This window comes from Cupriavidus sp. 01T418, assembly GCF_056398885.1.
In genome coordinates this window covers 51,352-75,514 of the sequence record NZ_JBFTQG010000054.1, presented here as the reverse complement: position 1 = coordinate 75,514, position 24,163 = coordinate 51,352, and the positions used below count along the sequence as shown (strand labels likewise).

The 24,163-nt window shown below is 65.3% G+C and carries 22 protein-coding genes and 1 tRNA gene; 10 read left to right on the top strand and 13 right to left on the bottom strand.

Annotated elements, in window-relative coordinates; genetic code table 11:
• Positions 1-1,067 precede the first annotated feature (1,067 nt).
• Positions 1,068-2,558: a DEAD/DEAH box helicase gene (locus AC1DQ3_RS32000; RefSeq protein ID WP_477124135.1), complete on the top strand. Its 1,491-nt coding sequence runs from the start codon at positions 1,068-1,070 to the stop codon at positions 2,556-2,558.
• A gap of 157 nt (positions 2,559-2,715) precedes the next feature.
• On the opposite strand, the gene gluQRS is transcribed toward AC1DQ3_RS32000, so the two are convergent.
• Positions 2,716-3,693 carry a tRNA glutamyl-Q(34) synthetase GluQRS gene (gluQRS, locus tag AC1DQ3_RS31995; protein WP_477124134.1) on the bottom strand — a complete coding sequence of 326 codons (978 nt, stop codon included), beginning with the start codon at positions 3,691-3,693 and terminating at the stop codon, positions 2,716-2,718.
• 13 nt (positions 3,694-3,706) lie between these two features.
• Positions 3,707-4,630 carry a LysR family transcriptional regulator gene (locus tag AC1DQ3_RS31990; protein WP_477124133.1) on the bottom strand — a complete coding sequence of 308 codons (924 nt, stop codon included), beginning with the start codon at positions 4,628-4,630 and terminating at the stop codon, positions 3,707-3,709.
• A 151-nt stretch (positions 4,631-4,781) separates the two neighbouring features.
• On the opposite strand from AC1DQ3_RS31990, the gene AC1DQ3_RS31985 reads away from it, so the two are divergent.
• Together AC1DQ3_RS31985 and AC1DQ3_RS31980 are read left to right on the top strand one after the other, a co-directional pair.
• The gene (locus tag AC1DQ3_RS31985) at positions 4,782-5,480 is read left to right on the top strand and encodes a pirin family protein (protein ID WP_477124132.1); all 699 of its coding nucleotides are present in this window, start codon (positions 4,782-4,784) and stop codon (positions 5,478-5,480) included.
• 160 nt (positions 5,481-5,640) lie between these two features.
• Positions 5,641-6,633, top strand: coding sequence for a CobD/CbiB family protein (locus AC1DQ3_RS31980; RefSeq protein ID WP_477124131.1), 993 nt, complete (start codon positions 5,641-5,643; stop codon positions 6,631-6,633).
• A gap of 72 nt (positions 6,634-6,705) precedes the next feature.
• Here AC1DQ3_RS31980 and AC1DQ3_RS31975 read toward each other — a convergent pair whose 3' ends face one another.
• From AC1DQ3_RS31975 to AC1DQ3_RS31965, 3 genes are read right to left on the bottom strand one after another with little or no spacing between them, the layout of a single operon-like run.
• Complete coding sequence (locus AC1DQ3_RS31975; RefSeq protein WP_477124138.1) at positions 6,706-7,014, bottom strand: putative signal transducing protein; 309 nt, start codon at positions 7,012-7,014, stop codon at positions 6,706-6,708.
• 38 nt (positions 7,015-7,052) lie between these two features.
• On the bottom strand, positions 7,053-8,072 hold the full coding sequence (gene rsgA / locus AC1DQ3_RS31970; RefSeq protein WP_477124130.1) for a ribosome small subunit-dependent GTPase A: 1,020 nt from the start codon (positions 8,070-8,072) through the stop codon (positions 7,053-7,055).
• A complete protein-coding gene (locus tag AC1DQ3_RS31965) occupies positions 8,069-9,316 on the bottom strand; it encodes a M48 family metallopeptidase (protein ID WP_477124129.1) in 1,248 nt (415 codons plus the stop codon). Before AC1DQ3_RS31965 ends, rsgA begins: the two co-directional genes overlap by 4 nt.
• 159 nt (positions 9,317-9,475) lie before the next feature.
• Between AC1DQ3_RS31965 and orn the strand changes: the two genes are divergently transcribed.
• Both orn and AC1DQ3_RS31955 read left to right on the top strand, forming a co-directional pair.
• Positions 9,476-10,120, top strand: a complete 645-nt coding sequence (orn, locus tag AC1DQ3_RS31960) for an oligoribonuclease (RefSeq protein WP_477124128.1) — start codon at positions 9,476-9,478, stop codon at positions 10,118-10,120.
• Positions 10,121-10,186: 66 nt separating this feature from the next.
• The gene (locus AC1DQ3_RS31955; RefSeq protein ID WP_477124127.1) at positions 10,187-11,068 is read left to right on the top strand and encodes an AEC family transporter; all 882 of its coding nucleotides are present in this window, start codon (positions 10,187-10,189) and stop codon (positions 11,066-11,068) included.
• An 18-nt stretch (positions 11,069-11,086) separates the two neighbouring features.
• Here AC1DQ3_RS31955 and mog read toward each other — a convergent pair whose 3' ends face one another.
• A complete protein-coding gene (gene mog / locus AC1DQ3_RS31950; protein ID WP_477124126.1) occupies positions 11,087-11,740 on the bottom strand; it encodes a molybdopterin adenylyltransferase in 654 nt (217 codons plus the stop codon).
• A 28-nt stretch (positions 11,741-11,768) separates the two neighbouring features.
• Positions 11,769-12,389, bottom strand: coding sequence for a ribosome biogenesis factor YjgA (gene yjgA / locus AC1DQ3_RS31945; protein ID WP_477124125.1), 621 nt, complete (start codon positions 12,387-12,389; stop codon positions 11,769-11,771).
• A gap of 57 nt (positions 12,390-12,446) precedes the next feature.
• On the opposite strand from yjgA, the gene pmbA reads away from it, so the two are divergent.
• Complete coding sequence (gene pmbA / locus AC1DQ3_RS31940) at positions 12,447-13,814, top strand: metalloprotease PmbA (RefSeq protein ID WP_477124124.1); 1,368 nt, start codon at positions 12,447-12,449, stop codon at positions 13,812-13,814.
• A 54-nt stretch (positions 13,815-13,868) separates the two neighbouring features.
• On the opposite strand, the gene AC1DQ3_RS31935 is transcribed toward pmbA, so the two are convergent.
• The 3 genes from AC1DQ3_RS31935 to AC1DQ3_RS31925 all read right to left on the bottom strand — a co-directional run bounded on the left by AC1DQ3_RS31935 (position 13,869) and on the right by AC1DQ3_RS31925 (position 16,033).
• Positions 13,869-14,369 (bottom strand): dihydrofolate reductase, encoded by a 501-nt coding sequence (locus tag AC1DQ3_RS31935; protein ID WP_477124123.1) that lies wholly within the window; start codon positions 14,367-14,369, stop codon positions 13,869-13,871.
• Positions 14,366-15,160 carry a thymidylate synthase gene (locus tag AC1DQ3_RS31930; protein ID WP_477124122.1) on the bottom strand — a complete coding sequence of 265 codons (795 nt, stop codon included), beginning with the start codon at positions 15,158-15,160 and terminating at the stop codon, positions 14,366-14,368. Before AC1DQ3_RS31930 ends, AC1DQ3_RS31935 begins: the two co-directional genes overlap by 4 nt.
• A gap of 174 nt (positions 15,161-15,334) precedes the next feature.
• Positions 15,335-16,033, bottom strand: coding sequence for a TerC family protein (locus tag AC1DQ3_RS31925; RefSeq protein WP_477124121.1), 699 nt, complete (start codon positions 16,031-16,033; stop codon positions 15,335-15,337).
• Positions 16,034-16,672: 639 nt separating this feature from the next.
• Between AC1DQ3_RS31925 and egtD the strand changes: the two genes are divergently transcribed.
• Both egtD and AC1DQ3_RS31915 read left to right on the top strand, forming a co-directional pair.
• Positions 16,673-17,764: an L-histidine N(alpha)-methyltransferase gene (egtD, locus tag AC1DQ3_RS31920; RefSeq protein WP_477124120.1), complete on the top strand. Its 1,092-nt coding sequence runs from the start codon at positions 16,673-16,675 to the stop codon at positions 17,762-17,764.
• 131 nt (positions 17,765-17,895) lie between these two features.
• A complete protein-coding gene (locus AC1DQ3_RS31915; RefSeq protein WP_477124119.1) occupies positions 17,896-19,155 on the top strand; it encodes an SUMF1/EgtB/PvdO family nonheme iron enzyme in 1,260 nt (419 codons plus the stop codon).
• 118 nt (positions 19,156-19,273) lie between these two features.
• Here the strand turns inward: AC1DQ3_RS31915 and AC1DQ3_RS31910 are convergent, their stop codons facing one another.
• Positions 19,274-21,253 (bottom strand): DEAD/DEAH box helicase, encoded by a 1,980-nt coding sequence (locus AC1DQ3_RS31910; protein WP_477124118.1) that lies wholly within the window; start codon positions 21,251-21,253, stop codon positions 19,274-19,276.
• A gap of 987 nt (positions 21,254-22,240) precedes the next feature.
• Between AC1DQ3_RS31910 and AC1DQ3_RS31905 the strand changes: the two genes are divergently transcribed.
• Positions 22,241-22,624, top strand: coding sequence for a YXWGXW repeat-containing protein (locus tag AC1DQ3_RS31905; protein ID WP_477124117.1), 384 nt, complete (start codon positions 22,241-22,243; stop codon positions 22,622-22,624).
• A 155-nt stretch (positions 22,625-22,779) separates the two neighbouring features.
• Positions 22,780-22,854: transfer RNA gene (locus AC1DQ3_RS31900), tRNA-Arg, on the top strand.
• 166 nt (positions 22,855-23,020) lie between these two features.
• Here AC1DQ3_RS31900 and AC1DQ3_RS31895 read toward each other — a convergent pair.
• On the bottom strand, positions 23,021-23,380 hold the full coding sequence (locus AC1DQ3_RS31895) for a hypothetical protein (protein WP_477124116.1): 360 nt from the start codon (positions 23,378-23,380) through the stop codon (positions 23,021-23,023).
• A gap of 274 nt (positions 23,381-23,654) precedes the next feature.
• The gene (locus AC1DQ3_RS31890; RefSeq protein ID WP_477124115.1) at positions 23,655-24,050 is read right to left on the bottom strand and encodes a hypothetical protein; all 396 of its coding nucleotides are present in this window, start codon (positions 24,048-24,050) and stop codon (positions 23,655-23,657) included.
• Positions 24,051-24,163 lie beyond the last annotated feature (113 nt).

The following is a 24,163-nucleotide window of genomic DNA, read 5'->3' as shown; positions in this document are numbered from 1 at the left end:
GATCTGCCCCGATCCGTTTCGTGCTTACCCTGTCGCTTGTCTGCAACCGGGGCTTCAAGAGGTTGGAACTGAGGAAGCATCCCAACGTTGGTCTTGCACCTGGTCGCAACGTAGCGGGTTGGGTACCGCTTTGCCTGGTCAACCCGAGCCTGTTCAGTTGCCGCTACAAGCTCCGGCCTTTTTGGGCCGGGGTAGTTGACTTTGATACTTTCTTGCTTTCAGGTTGGAACAATTTCCGCAACCGACTGAGAGGACTCGAGGGCGTTCTATTCCTGCTGCTCCGAGGGCTGCCGGACTGGTCAGTTCCGCAATTGGCGCATCCAATAGGAAGTTGGCAGGTCTCAGCCGTCTCGAAGATCGCGATTCCGCAGTTTTTACAGTACAGCATGGTCTATGGCATCAACACTTGTTCGTCTCTGGATGGATTGAGCTGCTGTCGTGGCGAAATTGAGCCCCAAGCGCTCAGCAGGGCAAATCGCGCGGGTATCCGCTTGGGGAATCGGGATGTAGCGTCAGGCGCACACGTGAGTGCGACACTACCAAGAAGTCACATGAATGGATTTAGTACAAATTCTATTTTCTGGAATTTCATAAAATTCACTTGGCGTCGGGCGCCTGCTCAGCCAGCGCATCCAGCACCGGCCAGGATGCGATTTCGACCTGGCAGCCCTCCAGCGACAGTTCCCAGTTCCGGAGAGGCAAGCTCAAGTTGTTCGGCAGGATCGGCCTGCTGGTGCCTTAGTCGGCGCGCCGGCGCCGGTAGTGGCGCGCAATCCGTGCGACATGAAATTGAAATTCGTGTAGTCGAAACTGGCGTAGCCGCCACACGCGCACTACCCTTAGTCGGGCTGTAAATGCTACAATCTAAGTCTTTGATTTACATGAGCTATTGATCTTCGCGGCGGAATCGCCCACAGAGGCACGGAAAGACGACGGTTCGCGGCGGTACGCGGTAGCACAGCGCACCCCATGCGGCCGGGCCTTAAATCCATGCGCAGATCTCCCCCGCTCGGTTCAAGACGCGTGTCCGTTGGCGCCGGGTTCGCCTACTGCAAGACACGGAAACCATGACGACTACAACCACCGACCAGATCACCCCCGAGATCACCTTCGATAGCTTTGGGCTAGACGCTCGCATCCAGCGCGCGCTGGCCGAGCAGGGCTATACCAAGCCGACACCCATCCAGGAGCAGGCGATCCCCGTGGTCTTGCTCGGCAAGGACGTGATGGGCGCCGCCCAGACCGGTACCGGCAAGACCGCCGGCTTCGCGCTGCCGATCATCCAGCGTCTGCTGCCGCTGGCCAGCGCCAGCGCGTCGCCGGCACGCCACCCGGTGCGCGCGCTGATGCTAACCCCCACCCGCGAACTGGCCGACCAGGTCTACGACAACGTGGCCCGCTACGCGCGCTTCACGGACCTGCGCAGCACGGTGGTGTTTGGCGGTGTCGACATGAACCCGCAAACCGACGCCTTGCGCCGCGGCGTGGAAATCCTGGTGGCCACCCCGGGCCGGCTGCTCGATCACGTGCAACAGAAATCGGTGAACCTGTCGCAGGTGCAGATGCTGGTGCTGGACGAGGCCGACCGCATGCTCGACATGGGTTTCCTGCCCGACCTGCAGCGCATCATCAACCTGCTGCCGGCAAAGCGCCAGACCCTGCTGTTCTCGGCCACCTTCTCGAACGAAATCAAGCGGCTTGCCGCCAGCTACCTGCACCAGCCGGTCACCATCGAAGTCGCGCGCAGCAACTCGGCCAACGAGAACGTGCGCCAGACCGTGTTCCAGGTCGAGGATGGCCACAAGCAGGCCGCCGTGGTGCACCTGCTTAAGAAGCGCGCCGCCGAAGGCTTGTCGCGCCAGTGCATCGTCTTCGTCAACAGCAAGATCGGCTGCTCGCGCCTGGCGCGCCACCTGGAGCGCGAAGGCATCAACGCGGCCGCCATCCATGGCGACAAGACCCAGACCGAGCGCATGCAGACGCTCGACGGCTTCAAGCAAGGCAGTATCGATGCGCTGGTCGCCACCGACGTGGCGGCACGCGGCCTCGATATTCCCGACATGCCCTGCGTGATCAACTTCGACCTGCCGTTCAGCGCCGAGGACTACGTCCACCGTATCGGCCGCACTGGCCGTGCCGGCGCCAGCGGCGATGCGCTGTCGATCTACGTGCCGGCCGACGAACGCCTGCTGGTCGATATCGAGAAACTGCTCAAGCGCAACATCCCGCGTACGCCGCTGGAGGGCTTCGATCCCACCGGCGTCGGTGCCCGCGCCGAGGACGGCGACCGCCGCCGTGCCCGCAGCGACGTGCGCCGTCCGCGTGCCAATGGCGAGAGCGAGGAGCCGCGTCCGCGCCGCAACGATCCGGCCAGTTCGCGCAACGCCTTCCGTCCGTCCGATGACTCCTTCTTCTCGCGCCCCTACGAGCCGAGCGGCAGCGCGGTTGCCGCCCAGCCTGAATTCACGGATAGCAATGCCGCCGCCTTCGGCCGTGGCCGTCCGGCACCCAAGCGGCAACTGGCGGCGCTGCTCGGCGGCGTGCCGCGCAAGTCCTGAGTCGGCTGGTACGCATCGTTTTGCCGCGGTAAACAAGAAAAGCGCCCTCGGGCGCTTTTCTTGTTTACTGACAAGGCCTTGGCATTTGCAGAAGCCGGCAGGATGCGCCAAAACCCATCTGCAATCTGCAGTGACCGCCTGCGAAGATTCAACCTTGTCAGCAGTCCGAGCCGCCCTCGGGGGCCTTTCTTGCTTCTGGCTCGCGTAATCGCGTCATCGCTTCGCTACGCGTATTCGCCGGCAAACGCTCCAGCAGCGCGGCCCAGCCGGCGGTGGCATCGCTCAGCCAGCCGTCCACCGATTGCGCGCTGCTCGCTAGCTCCAGGTGCGCCCCGGCCGCGCGCAGCGCCGCCAGCGGATCTAGCTCGTCGACGGCCTGTGCACCGGCCTGTTTGCTGAGTTTCTCCCCGAGCGCATTGGTCACCACCGGCACGTGCAGGTACGACGGCGTGGGCAGCCCCAGCAGATGTTGCAGATGGATCTGGCGCGGCGTGGAGTCGAGCAGGTCGGCGCCGCGCACGATATGCGTGATGCCCTGGTCGCCATCGTCGACCACCACGGCCAGCTGGTAGGCCCACAGGCCGTCGGCGCGGCGCAGCACGAAGTCGCCAAGCTCGCTCGCCAGGTCCTGGCATTGCCGGCCTTGCCAGCGGTCGTCGAAGCAGATCAGCGCGGCGTCGCCGTCCGGCACCCGCACGCGCCAGGCGCGCGGTGGCTTGCCATGCAGGCCATGCCGGCAGGTGCCGGGATAGGCCAGCGTCTGGTGGCGTTCGCGCGCGTGCAATAGCGAGTCCGCGATCTCCTTGCGCGAACAACCGCAGGGATAGATCTGATGCCCCGCTTCCAGCTTGCGCAGCGCCGCGGCATAGCGCTCCTCGCGCCGGCTCTGCCACTGCGGCGGTTCGTCCGGATGCAGGCCGAGGCGGGCCAGGGCGTGCAGGATCTGCTGGTCGGCGCCGCGCACGCAGCGCGGGTAGTCGATGTCTTCGACGCGCACCAGCCAGCTTCCGCGCTGGGCTCGGGCATCGAGCCAGCTGGCCAGCGCGGTGACGAGCGACCCCATATGCAGCGGGCCGCTCGGGGAGGGCGCAAAACGGCCCCGGTAGCCGGGCGCCACGCGGGGAAGGGCGGACATGGCGAAACCCGCGTTAGTCGGGCTGGCCCGGCTGCTGTTGCAGCAGGGCCTGCGCCAGGCGCGGATCTTCCAGCTTGTTGGCCCACCATTGCAGCGCCTTGCCGCGCGTGTTGGTGCGCCAGGCCACCTTGAAGTTGCCGGGCGCGCGCACTTCCAGCGTTTCGCGCGCCTGCAGCACGCCGCTCTCGATAAAGGGCTGCGCCATCGGCGCCGGCAGCCAGCCGCAACCCAGCCCGCGAATCTGCGCCTCGAGCTTGTCGCGCATGGTGGGCACCACCAGCACGTCCTGCCCGGCGAGCACGCCGTGCGTGCGGGCCGGCAGGTTGCGCGAGGTATCGCCCACGGCGACGATGCGGTGCTTGGCGATCTGCAAGGTGGTCAGCGGACCCGCTTCGGTCGCCAGCGGATGATGCGCAGCCACCGCGAAGACAAAGGGCATGGAGCCCAGCGAGCGCACCTGGAAACCCTGTGTGCTGGGCGCATCGTAGGCGCCGCCGATCACCAGGTCGGCACGGCTGCTGACCAGCGCATCCCAGGAGCCGCCCAGCACTTCCTTGGCAAAGCGCAGCCGGGTGGCATTGTTCTCGGCGTAGAAGTCGTCGATGACCGGCAGCAGGGCGCGGAAGTTGATCAGGTCGTCCACCACGATGGTCAGCGTGGCCTCCCAGCCGGTGGCCAGGCGCTTGACGCGTCGCGCCAGGTCGTCGGCGGCGTGCAGCAGGTGGYGGCCTTCGTCCAGCAGGGCGCGTCCGGCGGGGGTGAGTTCGGCGCGATGGCGGCGGCGGTCGAACAGCAGGACGTCCAGGTCCTCCTCCAGCTTGCGCACTACATAGGTGAGCGCCGAAGGCACTTTGCCCATTTCGTGCGCGGCGGCGGCAAAGCTGCCCTTACGCTCGATGGCATCGAGGACTTCCAGGGATTCGAGTGAGAGTGCCATGTTCAGAAATTCTGAATGAATGCTTCTAAGATCGTTCGGCCAAATATACGCCTGCCGTCCTAAACTGCCTAGCATTGAAACGTAGTGCAAGGCCAGGGCTGAGTTTTGACCCAGTTCTCGTGCCGATAAGGCCTGAAGGAGGGCCGTCAAAATGATTGAAATCAGAAAGGCGGGCGAACGCGGTTTTGCGGATCATGGTTGGCTCAAGTCTTACCATACCTTTTCCTTCGCTGACTACTACGATCCCAGGCACGTCCAGTTCGGGCCGTTGCGCGTCATCAATGAAGACCGCGTCGCGCCGGGCATGGGTTTCGGCACCCACGGCCACCGCGACATGGAAATCATCAGCTATGTGCTGGAAGGCGAGCTGGCCCACAAGGACAGCATGGGCAACGGCAGCGTGATTCGCCCTGGCGATGTGCAGCGCATGAGCGCGGGCACGGGCGTGCGGCACTCGGAGTACAACCACGCCGCGCACGAGACCACGCACTTCCTGCAGATCTGGATCCTGCCGGAAAAGACCGATCTCGCGCCTGGCTACGAGGAAAAGCGCTTCGAGCCCGCTGAAAAGCGCGGCCGCCTGCGCCTGGTCGGCAGCCGGGACGGTGCCGAGGGCTCGGTGGTGATCCATCAGGACATGCGCCTGTATGCCGGCTTGTTCGACGGCGATGAGTCCGCCACCCTGGCGCTGGCGCCGAAGCGGCGCGCCTATGTGCATGTGGCGCGCGGCCGCATCACCGTCAATGGCAAGGCGCTGGAAGCAGGCGATGCCGCACAGCTGGAAGGCGCCGAGTCCTTGACCCTGACTGCCGGCGACGGCGCCGAAGTGCTGGTATTTGACCTGCCCTGAAGCGTTGCCGAAGGCGCACCGCAGCCCGCCCGCCATGCCGGCGGGCTGCGGTGCTTTCTCTGACGGGGTTTGCCGTGTGCTATCGTCTCGCTATAGATAAGCGACCGGGCCGGCACACGTGCCGCCTGGCGTGCCCTGGCCTTCGACATTCACTCCAGAGATGACTTTTGTATCCGTCCTCCTCGCGCTGATCGCCGAGCAGTTCCGTGCCCTGGGGCGCAACAATCCGATCTACGACATCGTGCGGGTCCTGGCCGAGCGGGCCGAGCACGCTTTCGACACCGGGCGGYCGCGCGATACCGCGCTGGCCTGGTTCACCGTGGTGCTGCCGCTGACGCTGGCCGTCATGGTGGTGCACTACCTGCTGGCGTCTATCAGCGTGGCGCTTACGCTCGCCTGGAACGTCCTGCTGCTTTACCTGACCCTGGGTTTCCGGCAGTTCAGCCACTTCTTCACCGATATCCATGAGGCGCTCAACCGTGACGACCTGCCGCGCGCCCGCGCGCTGCTGCATGAGTGGACCGGTCTCGAAACCCTGGAAATGCCTGTCACCGAGATCGTGCGGCATACGCTTGAAGCCGCCATCGTAGCGGTGCACCGGCATGTGTTCGGCGTGTTCTTCTGGTTCCTGGTGCCGATCGGCCCGGGCGGCGTCGTTCTGTACCGTATCGCCGAATACCTCGCGCGTCACTGGAACCTGCCTTCCACCGAGCGCAGCCCCGCGCTGGGGCGGTTTGCCGCGCGCGCCTTCTATCTGCTGGACTGGATTCCCTCGCGGCTGACCGCGGTCGGCTTTGCCATCGTCGGTAATTTCGAGGATGCGGTCTATGCCTGGCGCAACCACGCGCGCAAGTGGAACGATGCCGTCAACGGCATCCTGCTCGCCAGCGGCGGCGGCGCGCTTGGCGTGCGGCTGGGCGTGCCGCTGGCCGAGGAAGACTCCACCGTGGTGCTGCGCACCAGCCTGGTCGGCCCGGCCATCGACTATGCGCCGGGCATGGAGGACGACGGCGAGCCCGAGGCCGCCGCGCCCGAATTCGGCATGGAGCCGAACGTGCGTACGCTGCAATCGGCTATCGGCCTGGTGTGGCGTGCCGTGGTGCTGTGGATGCTGCTGCTGGCGATGCTTTCGCTGGCACTCTGGGTCGGCTGAGCCGGCCAGCCACCCCGCCGGCGCCCGTGCTTGCCGCGGGCGTTTTGTCTAGTTGGCTCGCTAGTTGGCTCGCTAAGGCTGCCGCGGCGCCCCGCATTGCCAGCAAGAATTGAACTGCGCCTCGTGCCACTCCCCACACGACAGGCATTGCCACCGTGGTCCCGGCTCCGGATTGGCCGCCGCGCGCAAGACCGCCCAGGCCTGGCTTTCCATCTCGTCGTCGATCAGCCAGACCTGGGGGGCGCTTTCGCGAAATGGGATGTCGCCCATCGCGCCAGCCAGCCAGGTATTGCGCATTTCGGCACGGATGCCGGCGGCCTCCAGCAGGTTCCGGCAGTGCGCGGCGTAGACGAGGGAAGGGGTCGAGAGCAGTAGTTTCATCAGGGTCAGGCATGCCGTGGTGGGCATGCCCGATCACCTTACCACGGCTTTTGCTGGCGGGATTCGTGCAGCAGCTGCGTGTAGAGCTGGTGGCGCCTCGTCGAGATCTCGCCCGACTTCATCGATTCCAGCACGCCGCAGCCGGGCTCGTTGATGTGATGGCAATTGTAGAAGCGGCAATCGCTCAGGCGCGGGCGGAATTCGGGGAAGGCGCGCTCGAGCATGCCTTCGCTCAGGTGGTGCAGGCCGAATTCCTGGAAGCCCGGCGAATCGATCAGGCAGCCGCGCTGGCGGGCATGCGGGTCATCGCTGCCACCAGCGGCGGTTTCGTCGCCATCCACGCTGGCAGGCAGGTGGTAGAGACGGGTAAAGGTGGTGGTGTGCTTGCCCGAATCCAGCTTGGCCGAGATCTCCCGCGTCTGCGCTTCCACGCCGGGGATCAGCAGGTTCAGCAGCGACGACTTGCCCATGCCCGACTGCCCGATCAGGATGCTGGCGCGGTGCGCCAACTGCGGGCGCAGTTGCGCCAGCGTATCTTCCGGCGATCCGTGCACCGACAGGAACAACGTTTCGTAGCCCAGGTCCCGGTACAGCGCCAGCCGGCCGCGGGCTTCTTCCAGCCGCGCGGTCAGGTCGATCTTGTTGAGGATGATCAGCGGCCGGATGCCCAGGGCCTCGGCCGACACCAGCGCGCGTCCGAGCAGGTCTTCCGAGAAGCCCGGTTCGGTCGCCAGCACGATCACCACCTGGTCGATGTTGGCGGCCAGCAACTTGGACTTGAACTGGTCCGAGCGGTGCAGCAGGTTCTTGCGCGGCTTGAAGCCCGTGATCACGCACTGGTCGGAGGCGGCGCGCTCGATGGTGACGCGGTCGCCCACCGCGCACTCGCTGCGCTTGCCGCGGGGAAATCCGTGCAGGCGGCTGCCGTCGTCCAGTTCGATCACATAGTGGCGGCCATGCGCGGCGACGATCAGCGCTTCCTCGGCGGCGGCGCCATTGGCATTGGCTTTGGCAGCGCTTGCGGCGCGCTGCGGGCCTCCCCGGCCGGCGCGGCTCATGCCTGCGCCAGCAGGCGGTCGATCCGCTGCGCCGCTGGTGGGTGCGAGTAGTAGAAGGCGCTGTAGATCGGGTCGGGCGTCAAGGTGGAAGCATTGTCCTTGTAGAGTTTGACCAGGGCCGAGACCAGGTGGCCGGCATCGGTCTGGCCGGCGGCAAAGGCATCCGCCTCGAATTCATGGCGGCGCGAAGTCTGGCTGGCCAGCGGCCCCAGCAGGAAGGTGAACACCGGGAGCGTCAGGAAGAACAGCACGAGGGCGAGGGCATGGTTGGCGGTGCCCAGGTTGGGCAGCACGCCCAGGCCCGTGTAGAACCAGGTACGGCTGGCCAGCCAGCCCAGCACGGCCAGGAAGGCCAGGCTCAGCGCAAAGCTCACCAGCATGCCCTTGAGGATATGGCGGCGCTTGAAGTGGCCAAGCTCATGCGCCAGCACCGCCTCGATCTCGTCGTCGGCCAGGCGCTCCATCAGGGTGTCGAAGAAGACGATGCGCTTGGCGGCGCCGAAGCCGGTGAAGTAGGCATTGCCGTGCGCGCTGCGCTTGCTGCCGTCCATCACGAACAGGCCACGGCTGCGAAAGCCGCATTTCTCCAGCAGGCGCGTGATGCGGGCTTCCAGCGTGGCATTGTCGAGCGGCTCGAAGCGGTTGAACAGCGGCATGATCACCGACGGGGCGATCATCTGCACAAAGATCGTGAAGGCGATCCAGGTCAGCCACGTCCACACCCACCAGTATTGACCCATATGTTCCATGAGCCACAAGACGGCCAGCAGCAGCGGCAGGCCCAGCGCGCAGCCGACCGCGGTCATCTTGAGCAGATCGGCCAGGTAGAGCTTCCAGCTCATGCGGTTGAAGCCGAAGCGCTGCTCGATGCCGAACTGGCCATAGAGCGAGAAGGGCAGGTCGACCAGGCCGCCGATCACGGCCACGCTGGCGATCAGCGCCACGCTGTAGGCATATCCCGGGCCGAACGTGTCGAGCCAGAACTGGTTGATCCACTGCAGCCCGCCCAGCATGGTCAGGACGATCAGCAGCGCAGCACCGGCCAGCACTTCGAGCATCGACAGCCGGGTGCGGGCGATGGTGTAGTCGGCCGCCTTCTGGTGCGAGGACAGCGTGATGCTGTCGGCAAAGCGGCCGGGCACCGCATGACGGTGTTGCGCCACATGGCGCACCTGGCGGGCCGCCAGCCAGAGCTTGGTCAGCACCATCAACATCAGGGCAGCTAGGAACAGAAACGTGAACATCGGGCAGAGCCTTGTCGTGTAAAGCCGTCGCGTACGCGGGTGCGGCAGCGGATATGCGAGAATTATAAGTTGTTCGCGCCGGCTGCCCCTGTTTGTCATCCGTGGAATCCGGGAACCGGGCGCGCCTCCTTCTTTGCCTCTCCTTGGATTGCAGTCCAGATGACCAGCCAAAATACTCACGTCCCCAGCGGCGCCAAATCCGTCAAGAGCGAAAACAACCTGATCTGGCTGGACATGGAGATGACCGGCCTGATGCCGGACACGGACCGCATCATCGAGATCGCGATCGTGGTGACCGATTCCGAGCTCAATATCCTGGCCGAAGGCCCGGTGCTGGTGATCCACCAGGAAGACGCCGTACTCGACGGCATGGACAACTGGAACAAGGGCACCCACGGCCGCTCGGGCCTGATCGACAAGGTCAAGGCCTCGACCCTGACCGAAGACCAGGCCGAGGCCGAACTGCTGGCTTTCCTCAAGCGCTGGGCGCCGGCCGGCAAGTCGCCCATGTGCGGCAACTCGATCTGCCAGGACCGCCGCTTCATGGCGCGCTACATGCCCAAGCTGGAGGCGTTCTTCCACTATCGCAACCTCGACGTGTCGACGCTGAAGGAACTGTGCAAGCGCTGGGAGCCGGCGATCCACAAGGGTTTCGTCAAGCGCCAGCTGCACACCGCGCTGGCCGATATCCTGGAGTCGGTGGAGGAACTGCGTTACTACCGTACCCACTTTATCCGCCATTCCGCACCGGCGGCGGCTGCGCCGGCCAATACCCCGGCCACCCCGGCCACCCCGGCCGCCTGATCCGCACCCGCCAAACCCATTGCCAAGGCGCCCCGCGGGGCGCCTTGTTCCAACTGCCGCCCTCCCATGCTCGCGCGCATCGTTTCGATTATCACGCCGGTCATCCTGATCATCCTGGTGGGCTGGCTGTACGGGCGCCGGGCGCATCCGGACATGTCCGGGATCAACCGCGCCACGCTCGATGTGATCGCGCCGCTGCTGGTGGTGTCGGCCTTTGTCAGCAAGGAGTTCGTGCTGGCCGACCAGCTTGTGCTGCTGGCTTGCGCGGTGGCCGTGGTGCTGGGCTCGGGGATGCTGGGGTGGCTGGCCGCACGGGCGATGCGCGTGGATCCGCGCACCTTCGTGCCGCCGATGATGTTCAACAATTGCGGCAACATGGGCTTGCCGCTATCGGTGTTCGCCTTCGGGCCGGTCGGCCTGGCGCCAGCGGTGGCGCTGTTCGCCGCCTCGAACCTGATGCACTTCACCATCGGCATGAAGATCGTCAACCGGCATGCATCGGCCACGCAGATCGTGCGCAATCCGATGGTGCTGGCGACCGTGGCGGGCGTGGGCCTGTCGCTGGCGCGGCCCTGGTTCACGCTGCCTGAGCCGGTGTTCCAGTCGATCAAGCTGCTGGGCGATGCCACCGTGCCCTTGATGCTGTTCGCACTGGGTGTGCGCATGAAGGACGTGAGCCTGCGCAACTGGGGCATGGGCGCGATCGGCGCCGCCGTGTGTCCGCTGACCGGCATCGCCTGCGCGCTGGTGCTGGCGCAACTGGTGCCGCTGACCCAGCTCCAGCGCGGCCTGCTGTTTGTGTTCGCGGCGCTGCCGCCGGCCGTGCTCAACTTCCTTGTGGCCGATCATTTCCGGCAGGAGCCGGACCAGGTGGCTTCCATCGTCCTGCTGGGCAACGTGGGCGCGGTGGTGTTCGTGCCGCTGGGACTGTATCTGGGGCTGCGCTGAGACAGCCCCGCCGGCGACTCAGGGCGCCGGTTTGGCGCGGACCGCATGCTTCGGGCGCCACACCTTGGCCACGGCCTCATCGGTCTCGATATAAGGGCCACCGATCAGGTCGACACAGTAGGGCACAGCGGCAAAGATGCCTTGCACGATGGCCTTGCCATCCTCGCCGCGCAGGCCTTCGAGCGTTTCGTGGATGGCACGCGGCTGGCCCGGCAGGTTGATGATCAGGGCGGCGCGGCTGGCGGTTTCACGAATCACCGCCACCTGCCGCGACAGGATGGCCGTGGGCACGAAGTGCAGGCTCACCTGGCGCATCTGCTCGCCGAAGCCCGGCATCTCCTTGGTACCCACCGCCAGCGTGGCCTCGGGCGTGACATCGCGCCGCGCCGGGCCGGTGCCGCCGGTGGTCAACACCAGGTCGCAGCCGGCCACGTCGACCAGTTCGATCAGCGTGCGCGAGATGACTGCCTGCTCGTCGGGGATCAGGCGCTCCACGCCCTGCCAGGGCGAGGTCAGGGCGCGGCCGAACCACTCGCGCAGCGCCGGAATCCCTTCGTCCTGGTAGGTGCCGGCCGAGGCGCGGTCGGAAATCGAGACAAAACCGACCAGCAGTTCGTCAGGGTGGTTGCGGGCAATGGGGTGGACCATGGCGGGAGTCGTGGTTTGCGTCATCTTGTCCCCGATCGGTTTGGCTTGCTGGTTAGGCTTCGGCGTCCGGCCCGGCGTGCGGCTCGTCGGCCGCAGCCGCCGCATTCTTGCTCTCCAGCGCATTCTTGATGGCCTGGAACAGCTCGCGGAAATAGCGCGGCGGCTTGCCCGTCTCGTGCTCCTTGCGGGCATTGCGGATGATATTGCGCAGCGCCTGGACGTCGCTGGCCGGGTGCTCGGCCAGGAACTTGGTCAGGGCGGCGTCGTCCGCCAGCAGCAGTTCGCGCCAGCGTTCGACCAGGTGCAGCTTGGCCGTCTCGGCCTTGCTGGCGCCCCTGAAGCCTTCCAGCACGCGCTGGATGGCATCCACTTCGGCTTCATCCAGCTTGCGCATGACCTTGCCCACGAACTGCATCTGGCGGCGCTTGCCTTCGTGGTTGGTGATGCGCCGCGCGTCGCGGATGGCGTCGGCGAGCGCTTCGGGCATGGGTACGCGCGCCAGCCGGTCCTTGGGCAGCGCTTCGAGTTCAACGCCCAGGTCCTGCAGGGCGAGCATATCGCGTTTTTTCTGGGACTTGCTCTTGGGCAGGTCGTCGTCTTCGGCGGGTTCGGGGGCGAACTGGCCGGGGAAGCCGGAGGCGTTCCGGGGGGAGGTGCGGGAGTTTCGCGTCATGCTTGGCATTTTATCTTGCTATGATTCCTGTTTGGACTTTTGATGACCGCGCCCACAATGGATCAATCCGCAGAGCAGACCACCCATTTCACTTATACCCAGGCCCAGCTCAGCGAGATGGCCGCAGATGTGTTGCGGGTGGCACGCGAGCTGGGGGCCACCGACGCGGCAACCGAGATCTCCGAGGGCAGCGGCCTGTCGGTATCGGTGCGCAAGGGCCAGGTGGAAACCATCGAGCAGAACCGCGACAAGGTGATGGGCGTCACGGTCATGATCGGCAAGCGGCGCGGCAACGCCAGCACTTCGGATTTCTCGCCCGCGGCGCTGCGGGCCACGGCGGAGGCCGCGTACAACATTGCCCGCTTCACCGCGGAGGACGATTGCGCCGGGCTGGCCGAAGAGGAATTGCTCGAACGCAACCCGCAGGATCTCGATCTGTTCCACCCATGGAATATCGACGCCGAGCAGGCCATCGACATCGCGCGCCGCGCCGAAGCCGCCGCCTTCGCGGTTTCGCCGCGCATTCGCAACAGCGACGGCGCCAGCGTGTCGGCCCAGCATTCGCAGTTCGTGCTGGCCACCTCGCGCGGCTTCTCGGGCGGCTACCCGTATTCGCGCCACTTTATTTCGTGCGCGCCGATCGCCGGCACCGGCAGCGGCATGCAGCGCGACGACTGGTACTCATCCAAGCGCGCGCCCGAGGCACTGGCCGCGCCCGAGGCCATCGGCCGCTATGCCGCCGAACGCTCGCTGGCCCGCCTGAATTCGCGCAAGCTGTCAACGCGCCGTTGCCAGGTGCTGTTTGAGGCGCCTTTGGCGGCAGGCTTGCTCGGTGCCTTCGTTCAGGCGGTCTCCGGCGGCGCACTGTATCGCAAGTCGACGTTCCTGTACAACACGCTTGGCAAGGCGGTATTCGCGCCGCACATCGAGATCCGCGAGCAGCCGCACCTGCCGGGCGCCATGGGCAGCGCGCCGTTCGACGAAGAAGGCGTGAAGACCCATGCGCGCGAGGTGGTGCGCGGCGGCGTGGTGGAAGGTTATTTCCTCTCCACCTACTCCGCGCGCAAGCTGGGCATGAAGACCACCGGCAATGCCGGCGGCTCGCATAACCTGACGCTGTCCAGCAAGCAGACCACGCCCGACGACGACTTTGCCGGCATGCTGCGCAAGATGGGCACCGGCCTGCTGGTGACGGAACTGATGGGGCAAGGCGTGAACTACGTGACGGGCGATTACTCGCGCGGCGCCTCGGGCTACTGGGTGGAGAACGGCGTGATCCAGTTCCCGGTGGAAGAGATCACCATTGCCGGCAACATGGTGGAGATGTTCCGCCAGATCGTGGCGATCGGCTCCGATTCGCTGGTGCGCGGCACCAAGGAAACCGGCTCGATCCTGATCGAGCAGATGACGATCGCAGGTAACTGAAGCGACGGCGGCGGCCGGGTCTCCCGGGCCGCCGCGCGTTGGCACCAGGCCTGTCTATTCCTCGCCCGACGGCGGGCGTTCATAGGTAACGAAGGCGAAGTCGAAGCCATTCGCTTCCGAATGATGCGGCTCGCGCTTGATCGCTACCCACCGCCGCGCATCGATCGGGGGAAACTCCGCGTCGCCTTCCACATCCGCATCGATTTCGGTCACCACCAGCCGGTCCGCGCTGGGCAGCGCCTCGGCATACAGTTGCGCGCCGCCGATCAGGAAGATCTGCTCCACGCCCACGCATAGCCGCTGCGCCTCTTCCAGCGAGTTCGCCACCTCGCACCCTTCGATGCGCAGGTCGCGATTTCGGCTCACCACGATATTGCGCCGGCCCGGCAGCGGCCGGCCGATCGACTCCCAGGTCTTGCGGCCCATCACGATGGGCGCGCCCATGGTGGTGCGCTTGAAGTGCGCCAGGTCCTCGGGCAGGCGCCAGGGCAGGGTGTTGTCGCGGCCGATCACGCCGTTGCGGGCCTTCGCCACGATCAGGGTCAGCAGCGTCATACGGCCACCGGTGCCTTGATGGCCGGATGCGATTCGTAGCCCACCAGTTCAAAGTCTTCGTACTTGTAGTCGAAGATGCTGTCCGGCTTGCGCAGGATCTTCAGTTGCGGCAGCGCCATCGGCTCGCGCGCCAGCTGGGTCGCCACCTGCTCGGCGTGGTTGCTGTAGATATGGCAGTCGCCGCCGGTCCAGATGAAATCGCCCACTTCCAGGCCGCTCTGCTGCGCGATCATGTGCGTCAGCAGTGCGTAGCTTGCGATATTGAACGGCACGCCCAGGAAGATATCGGCGCTGCGCTGGTAGAGCTGGCAGGACAGGCGGCCCTCGGCCACGTAGAACTGGAAGAAGGCGTGGCAGGGCGGCAGCTTCATCTGCGGGATCTCGCCCACGTTCCAGGCTGAGACGATCAGCCGGCGGGAGTCCGGGTTGCCGCGGATCTGCGCCATCAGTTCGCTGATCTGGTCGATATGCCGGCCGTCCGGGGTCGGCCAGGCGCGCCACTGCGAGCCGTAGACCGGGCCCAGTTCACCGTTTTCGTCGGCCCACTCGTCCCAGATGCTGACGCCGTTGTCCTTCAGGTACTTGATATTGGTCGAGCCCTGCAGGAACCATAGCAGTTCGTGAATGATCGACTTCATGTGCAGCTTCTTGGTGGTCACCACCGGGAAGCCTTCGCGCAGGTCGAAGCGCATCTGGTAGCCGAACACCGAGCGCGTGCCGGTGCCGGTGCGGTCGGCCTTTTCGGTGCCATGCTCTTGCACATGGCGCATGAAGTCGAGGTACTGTTTCATCGGCGCGGGCTTAGGGAAAGTGACGCGACAGCGGTGTGCGCGTATATGGGCAATCTGCCCAGGGATCAGCAAATTGCCAAAGGTCTGGCATTTTATCGCAAAGCAAAACGGGCCGCCTCGCCGGCGGCCCGTCGCTGTCGCCCAGCACCGTTCAGGCGCTGGTGCCGTTCCGCGTTACTGCGCGGCCGTCGTCGGCGCCCGGCGCTTCTGCACCAGGTAGCCACCGCCCAGCACACCGCCGATGACCAGCACGAACAGGCCGTAGTAAGCCGGGGCGCTGGTGTCGAAGAACGCCTTCACCAGCGGCTCGCTGACGATCATCTTGACCGCGGTAAAGGCCAGCACGCCGGCGCCCGCGAAGATGATCGAGGGGAAGCGCGACATCAGCTTGAGCACCAGGCTCGAGCCCCACACCACGATGGGGATGCTGATCAGCAGGCCCAGCACCACCAGCAGGAAACTGCCATGCGCCGCGCCGGCGACTGCCAGCACGTTGTCCACGCCCATCACCGCGTCGGCGATGATGATGGTCTTCATCGCGCCCGCCAGGGTGGTTGCGCCCGCGCCATGTTCGTCGCTATTGCCGTCGTCGGACAGCAGCTTGTAGGCGATCCACACCAGGGCCACGCCACCGATCAGCAGCAGGCCGGGAACCTTGAGCAGCCAGACCACGCCGACCGTCATGGCCGAACGGACCACGACCGCGCCGACGGTACCCCAGACGATGGCCTTCTTCTGCAGGTGGGGCGGCAGATTGCGCGCGGCAAGCGCGATCACGATCGCATTGTCGCCGGCAAGTACCAGGTCAATGACGACGATGGACAGCAGCGCCGTCAGGAACTGCATCGTGAACAGATCGGTTAGCCATTCCATAAAATCTCCTCGAAACAACGAAAGCAAAAAGCCGTGGGCAAGCACCGGGTTTGCCTGGAGACATGTTGTTTGGGAGCTGTGGGGCGCCTTTGCAAACCATGAAGCCAGGTTGCAAAGGTCTTGCTCGACCGCTGAATGATGCTTTGCGCGGCCAGCACAACCGGGGACTGTTGGTGAAAAATCCCGGAATGACGATTGTGCTAAGGGCTGGGCCCCGGAGCTACTCCCCTTTGAGGGACGATCCGCCCGGGACAAGCCCGATGCAGAACGCTGAGGCGGATTATAAACGAAGCGGTAAATTTTGTGCTGGTCCCGGGCAGGTGCAAAGTGCGCTGTCTGATTTGCATGGCTTCGATGGGTGATGCGTTTTGCACTTTTCTTGTTTTCCGGGCTACGATGGGCCGATTTGCGGAACCGGCAGCGGCTTGTGCGTCTCCTTAGTGAAGGATGCGGCTCCCGGCGCCGATTGTGCACTGCGGTAAGCACACTCCGCGCTCGCCAGCTATCCTGAGAAGACTGGCTCTTGGCTGATGCGTCCCAGACGTCACCGGAGACGCATCCCTTGCCAGCCCCGCGCATGCATGAGGTGCGGGCACCTGGGGGTTTTATGCATTGCCCATCGACCATCAAGGAAACGTCATGCCGGTTGTCCCGACCCCGCTGAACCCACGCCACAACCATTCCCAATCCAATCGCAACGCCGCTTCAACCTTGCAATCCAACGGCAGTCAGGCCAGCACTGTCGTCATCGCCAATGGACATGCGCTGCAGAATCCGCTGCCGCGGCTGGATTTCATCCAGCAGTACCACGAGGACAGCGGTGCCCTGCGCGGCGAGATTACGCGCGGCCTGCTGGCCCACGCTGCCAGCATCAGCCCCAAGTTCTTCTATGACGTACTCGGCTCGCGCCTGTTCGAGGCGATCACCGACCTGCCTGAGTACTATCCCACGCGAACCGAGGCCGCGGTCTTCTCCGCGTTTGCGCCCGCCATGGCCGCCCGTGCCGGCAGCGGTTGCGTGCTGATCGACCTGGGCGCGGGCAACTGCCAGAAGGCGGCGCGGCTGTTCGGCAGCCTGCAGCCGGCGCAATACGTAGCACTCGATATTTCGGTGGAGTTCCTGCGCAGCACGCTGTTTTGCCTGCAGCAGCAGCATCCGCAGATCCCCATGCTCGGCCTCGGTGCCGATCTGTGCGTGCCGCTCGATCTGCCGCCGGAAGTCAGGCGCGGGCACCGGTTGTTTTTCTATCCCGGGTCCAGTATCGGTAATTTCGCGCCGCTCCAGGCGCAAGCCTTGCTGCAGCGTTTGCGGGCGACCGCGGACACGGGCGACGGTGTGCTGATCGGCGTGGACCTGCTCAAGGACACGCAGGCACTGGTGGCGGCCTACGATGACCCGCTGGGCGTTACCGCGGCCTTCAACCGCAATGTGCTGCGCAATTTGAATCGGATCGTCGGCAGCGATTTCCAGCTGGAGGACTGGTGCCATGCGGCCAGCTTCGACCCCGTTGGTTCGCGCATCCAGATGCATCTGCGGGCCGAGCGGGATGTCACCGTGCGCTGGCCGGAAGGCAGCCGCGCGTTTCGCGCGGGCGAGCGGATCCACACCGAGGATTCCTACAAATACCGGCCTGACGACTTTGCCGCCTTGCTGGAATCCGCGGGCTTCGACGATCCGGTCTGGTGGACCGATCCGCGCGGCTGGTTTGCGGTGTTCCACGCAAGGGCCTGAGCACGCCGGCGGGCGTGCGTGAGGCCGGTGTCATAATGGCCGCATCTCTCCGGCCGGGATACGGCGCAGGATGCATGCCGCCCGCGGGGCAAACCAACCGTGGGCGATTCCATTCACCGTCAGGGCTCCAGATGAGCGGCTTTTCCATGCTTCCCGACCTGCATTTCAATGGTGGCAAGACCCTCTGGGCGGACGCCCGGAGGTTACCGCGCGAAGGCCTGGCCCAGGCGCTGGTGGAGGCGCGCAACCGTACCCTGGCCTGGCTCGCCGCTTTCGGCCAGACCCGGCGCGGCTGGGAGGTGCCACGGCAGGAGTTTGCGGACCCGCCGCTCTGGACGCTGGGCCATGTCGCCTGGCATGCCGAGTGGTGGTGCCTGCGCGAGGTGCATACGGTGGAGCGCGACGGCTTGCCGCTGCAGGTCGCCGGCCTGCCTGCGCTGCTGGCCGGCGCGGACGAATGGTTCGATCCCGCGCGCATCGACCCCGATGCCCGCTGGGAAGCCGCGCTGCCCGACGTGACGGTGGTCAAGCGCTACGCCGCCGACGTGCTCGAAGCCGCCTTGCGCCGCCTGGGGGCGCAGCCGGACGATGGCGATGCCACGCTCTACGCCTGGCGCCGCGCCCTGTTTCACGAGGACCGCCAGGGCGAGAACGTGGCAGCGCTGCTGCAGGCAGTGGACATGGCACCGGTGGGGCCGGCCGTGGTCTTGCCGTCGGTATCGGTGCCGCACGGCGGCACCTTGCAGTTTCCCGGCGGGCGTTTTGTCCAGGGCTGGAGCGAGCCGGACGGCTTTGCGTTGCCCGATGAACTGCCGCCGCAGCCCACCTATGTGCCAGCCTTCGAGATGGACGCCGCGCCGGTCAGCAATGCGCAGTTCCTCGACTTCGTCGAGGACGGCGGCTACGAGCGCGCGTCGTGGTGGACGGCGGCGGGGCGGCAGTGGCTGATGATGCAGGACCGCTCCGCGCCGCGTTACTGGGCTCGCCACCCGGAGTCCCGAGCGTGGATGGCGTCGCGTTTCGGCAGCCTGCGCACCTTGAATCCGGACGAGGCGGTGCGCCATGTCAGCTTGTTCGAGGCGCAGGCCTGGTGCGCATGGGCTGGCCGGCGCCTGCCGATGGAAGCGGAATGGGAACTGGCGGCGGTCCAGGCGCGCGGCGGCTTGCGCTGGGGCATGGTCCGCGAGTGGACGGCAACGCCCTACGAGCCCTATGCCGGCTATTCCGCCGGCCCGTCCGATGCGGCGTTTCTGGACAGCTTCGCCACGCACCAGGTGGTGCGCGGCGTCTCGTTTGCCAGCGCGGCGCGTCAGCGCCATGCGCGCGCGCGGCTGGCGCTGCTTCCGGAGAACGATTTCGCGTTCGTCGGTTTCCGCAGCTGTTCCCTATAGCGGGCCCGGCAAGGGCCGCGGCTGACGCGCCGCCAAATGAAAAAAGCACCCGAAGGTGCTTTTTTCATTTGGCGTGATGGATCGCCGCGTCGGCGGCAAATCCATTCAGTCGGGCGAATTAACGCTCGAAACGCGAGCGGCCGCCGGTGTTGCCGTTGCCACTGCGTTGGCCGCCGAAGCCGCCGCGGTTGCCGTCGCCGAAGCTGCGGGGCGCGCCGTCACGGTTGCCGTCGCGGTTGCCGAAGCTGCGGCCTTCGCCGCCGCGGTAGCCACCGTTGCCGCCATTGCCGGCCGCGCCGCCGCCGAAGCCGCTGCGATTGCCGTCGCCGAAGCTGCGGGGAGCCGCGCCGTCGCGATTGCCGAAGCCGCGGTTGTCGCCGCCACGATAGCCGCCGCCTTCGTTGCCGAAGCTGCGCTGGCCGCCGGCCGCGCCCTGGCCGCCCTGGCCGCGATAGCCGGTGCTGTTGCCATTGGCGTTGCCGAGGCCGCCGCGGTCACCGAAACCACGATTGCCGTCGCGATCGCCGAACGGGCGGTCGCCCGTGGGACGAGCGGCGCCGTCACGGCTGCCGAAGCCGCGGCTTTCGCCGCCGCCGAACTTGCGGTCACCAAAGGTGCGGTTGTCACCGCCGCGATAGCCGCCGYCGCTACCGTTGCCGTTGCCACGGTAACCACCGCGGTCGCCGCCCGGCTTGCCGCCGAAGCCGGTGCGCGGCTTGGGCGAGCGGCGCGGTTCCAGGCCTTCGATCACCGAAGCGTCGACGCGGTTGTTGGTGAAGCGCTCGATGCGCTTCCACTGGAACATGTCGCCGTGGTTCACCAGGTTGATGGCGACGCCCGAGCGGCCCGCGCGGCCGGTACGGCCGATACGGTGCACATAGTCTTCGGCTTGCTTGGGCAGGTCGAAGTTGACCACGTGGGTGATGTCCGGCACGTCGATACCGCGTGCTGCCACGTCGGTTGCCACCAGGATGCGCAGGTTGCCGCGGCGCAGCGAGGTCAGGGTGCGGTTACGCGCGCCCTGGGTCATGTCGCCGTGCAGCGCGCCGGCTGCGAAGCCGGTGTCGGACAGGCGCTCGGCCAGCGAGTCGGCATCGCGCTTGGTCGCGGTGAAGACGATGGCTTGCTTGAGCGTGGCATCGCGCAGCAGGTGGTCCAGCAGCTTTTCCTTGTGCGACATGTCGTCGGTGAAGTGCAGGCGCTGTTCGATATTGCTCTGGTCGGCGCGGGTCGCGGCGATCTCGATGCGTTGCGGGTCGCGCAGCTGGCGCGAAGCCAGTTGAGCGATGCGGCCGTCCAGCGTAGCCGAGAACATCAGCGTCTGGCGGGTGGCCGGGGTCGCGGCAACGATGGCGTCGATATCGTCGGCGAAGCCCATGTCGAGCATGCGGTCGGCTTCGTCGAATACCAGCATGTCCAGTTGGGACAGGTCGATACGGCCGGCTTCGACGTGGTCGAGCAGGCGGCCCGGCGTGGCGACCAGGATGTCAGGCATCTTGGACAGTGCGGCGAGCTGCTTCGGGTAGGGCATGCCGCCCAGGATGCTGGCGCACACGATGCGGCGCAGATGGCGGCCGTACTTGGCGGTGGCTTCGGTAACCTGCAGAGCCAGCTCGCGCGTGGGGGTCAGCACCAGCAACGCGGGTTGCGCCGGCGACGGACGGGGGCGCTTGCCCTTCATGCGCTTGACCGGATCGTCCGAACGCGGGCGATTCGGCGAAGCCTTTTCGCTGATGCGCTGGATGGCCGGCAGGATAAATGCGCCGGTCTTGCCCGAGCCGGTCTGGCTCGAAACCAGCAGGTCGCGGCCAGCCAGGAAGGCGGGGATCGCCTGGGCCTGCACCGGGGTCGGCGTGGTGTAGTTCAGTTCAACCAGGGCGCGCAGGATGGCTTCTTCGAGGCCAAGCTTGGCAAAGYCGTTGTCGGCATTGACGGTAGCGGCGGCGGCAGGCGCAACGGCTTCCGGGATGAGGATGGCGTCGAGCTTGTCGAGCGGGCTCGGTTCCTGGATAGCGGGCGTGGCGATGGCGGCGGCTTCGGTCGATGCGTCGGCGGCGGAGGCAAAAGCTTGCTCCGCACGAATGTCGTGCTGGGTCATGTCGTAGTTTTCTTTATGTGCATGGCACCCCATGCCGATCTAGCGGACAGGGGTGGGCGCAGTGCAAAGTCTTAAAAAGGCTTCGGCGCCAATCGGTGAGGCCGTTACGACAGACACAGCTGACAGTACGGCGGCAGGCAGGGCGACACCGGGCACAAGGCCGGGCGCGCGGTCCCTGGCAGGCAAACAGCTCGATAGAGCCATTCAACAGGATCGGAGACGAGGCGACGTCGGTGAGAAATGCGTTCTGTCGGGTATCACCACTTGGCCTTGATTCAGCTTAAGGCAGGCCAGCCGGCGGGACCGGGGAGCAGAGCTTGAGAGCGGGGGCGGTATCGCCTGCCGGAAGATACCGGTAGACGTGTTGCACAACTCACAGTGCGAACTCACGGCGCGAATTATAGCAGAAACAAAAGTAAGTCTGTTGCACTGCGATAGAAATTACTTTTGGGAGTCGAAATGTGGCGCTGCGGGCCTGATGCGGCGCTTTTCGTCGGGATTTGCCGATGCTGCATTCCGTATTCATTCCGTATTGCATCCCCAGGCGGCCTGCCTATACTGAATTCGTCGGGCGCATCGTTGTCCGGCAAGGTGGCGGACCCTGGAACAACCGCTGACCTTCCTCGGCGCTTTGCTTTAAGTGCTGCTAGCCGTTGATATCGCGGCAGTCGGTGTCATTGCCAGCTTTCCTTGGCTCTCCGGGTAGTCTGGAGGGACGTCCGCGTCATGGGCGGAATCATGGGAAACCGGCATGCGCGACTGTTGCCGCGATAGCGCCGGCGTCGACCTGGATGGTCCGGACCGTCCGCAACCAGCCCGCCAGTTTCCTGGCGGGCTTTTTCGTTGTGCTCCTGGGCGTAACGTGCTGCAAGCACAACTCCTCGCCGTGGCTCCGCCGCGCGGGTAATCCATTGATACCTTTGCTGACAGACTGAAGTCCCGCATCAAGCTATTCTCGTGCCTGAAACTGCAAAACGGGTTAGCGAAATGAAAAAGGTTTTTTTGTACGCAGGGGCTGTCGCTGGTTTGATGGGCACACTAGGCATGGCGCCTGCGGCGCATGCCGAGGTATCGGTCAATGTGTCGATTGGCGTGCCGCCGCCGGTCCCAGTCTATGAAACTGTCCCGGTGGCACGCCCTGGCTACATCTGGGCGCCCGGATATTGGGACTGGGATGATCGCGGCCACAAGCACAAATGGAAGCAGGGCAGGTGGGAGCGCGAGCGCGCGGGCTATGCCTACGAGGCGCCACGCTGGGTGCAGGCACGCAACGGCTGGGTGCTGGTGCCCGAGCGCTGGGACAGCCGGCCGGGCAAGAAGGACAAGGGCTACCACTGCCCGCCGGGACACGCCAAGAAAGGCGAGTGCTGAAGACAGCGGGGGCAGGCGCGCAGGTTAGCGGAGAGTGAGCAAGGCTGGCGGCGGCACGCTCGCGCGCCTTGGCCGGTGAGGTTTTTGATATACTCCGGTCCTGCTCCCGGATCCGCGCCGCCAAGGCGCGTCAGCAGGTCCGCGGGGCCGGTCCTCTCGCCGTAGTTCAATGGATAGAACACGCGCCTCCTAAGCGTGAAATGCAGGTTCGATTCCTGCCGGCGGGACCATCATATGGTTCGCAGAAGTTCTCTGAAGCTCCAATCTCAAGTAAATCAATCCCTGCCGGGCTTTTGGCGTTTTCGCATGCCTGGACGTATTCCCATGCCCAATCGACGCCCTTGTCGCCGCTACCCAGGCCCGAGTACATGCCGAAGGCGGTGTATTCGCGACGGATCATGCGAACACTTCACTTTTGCTGAAACCATTGCTTACAGCCGGCATGCAAGGCAGTGCGTATTCTGGAAGAAGGCAGAAGTTGATAAGGAGAGACTTATGAAACCCGTTCTTGTGCTGCTTGCCGCTTCCGTTGCACTGCTGAGCGGCTGCGTTGTGGCGCCCTACGGGGATGAGCACCATGGCGGTGGTGGCGGATACTACGGCGGAGAACCCCACGGGGATCACGACAAGGACCACGGCGATCGCGGTCACGATCACGGCGATCAGCGGAACTACGGTGGGGATCACGACGGGCGGCACGATCAGTACTGAATTCCAATCGGTGGTCCTGCGCTGTCCTTTTTGTTGAGCGAGCATGGCTCGGCGGCTCGACTGGTACCGGCCGTTCCCAAGGACGAACAGGTTTGGGAATGGACAAAAAAGAAGGCGCGACGGTGCCGCGCCTTGGGTGCCGGGACTCGTACACGGGGAGCGTAGATCCGGCGAGAGGCAATCGCTTCAAAGACAAAGCTATGCGAAAGTAAGAAAAAGGGCAAATTCGCCAAAATAAAATCAGAGTTGGCAAATGCATTGATTTTTGGCGCCGCCGATCCTGTGTGAATGATGGATGGTGGATCAGCGCCTCCCTCGTCTACCGGCCATGGGCGGGCAACGCCTTGATCGTGGCGGTGCCGTCCTTCTGCACGTCGGCGCGCGCCAGGGTATCGAGGGGGATTGTCTTGATTGGCTTCCTCAGCACCACGATGACCGCCTCGCCGCGGACGTTCTTCGCCCAGCAGCCTGTATCCCAGCCGCCACGATAAGTCGCCTTGCCGGACGCCTCGCCGCGATAGGATGCATAAAAGCGCATGCGCGCGGCATCGACGAAGGGCAGATCGCACTTCTTGTTGATGAAAAGGATGGTTGGAGATTGCAGCTGGATGGTTTCCCCGACTTTCATATTCTCAGTCGGGTAGATATACGCGTCCTCGGCTGATGCTGTGGCGCACAGCAGGGCAGTGGTGGCGGCCAGGAGCTTCTTCTTCATCGGACCTCATGGATAGGCGAGAGCGAGTTGACGCCCCGGCCCTGAAGCAGGCTTTCGGGCGGCTTATGAACTGTCAGCTGGACATCCATTCTTGCGGAAATTGTACGGCTGAC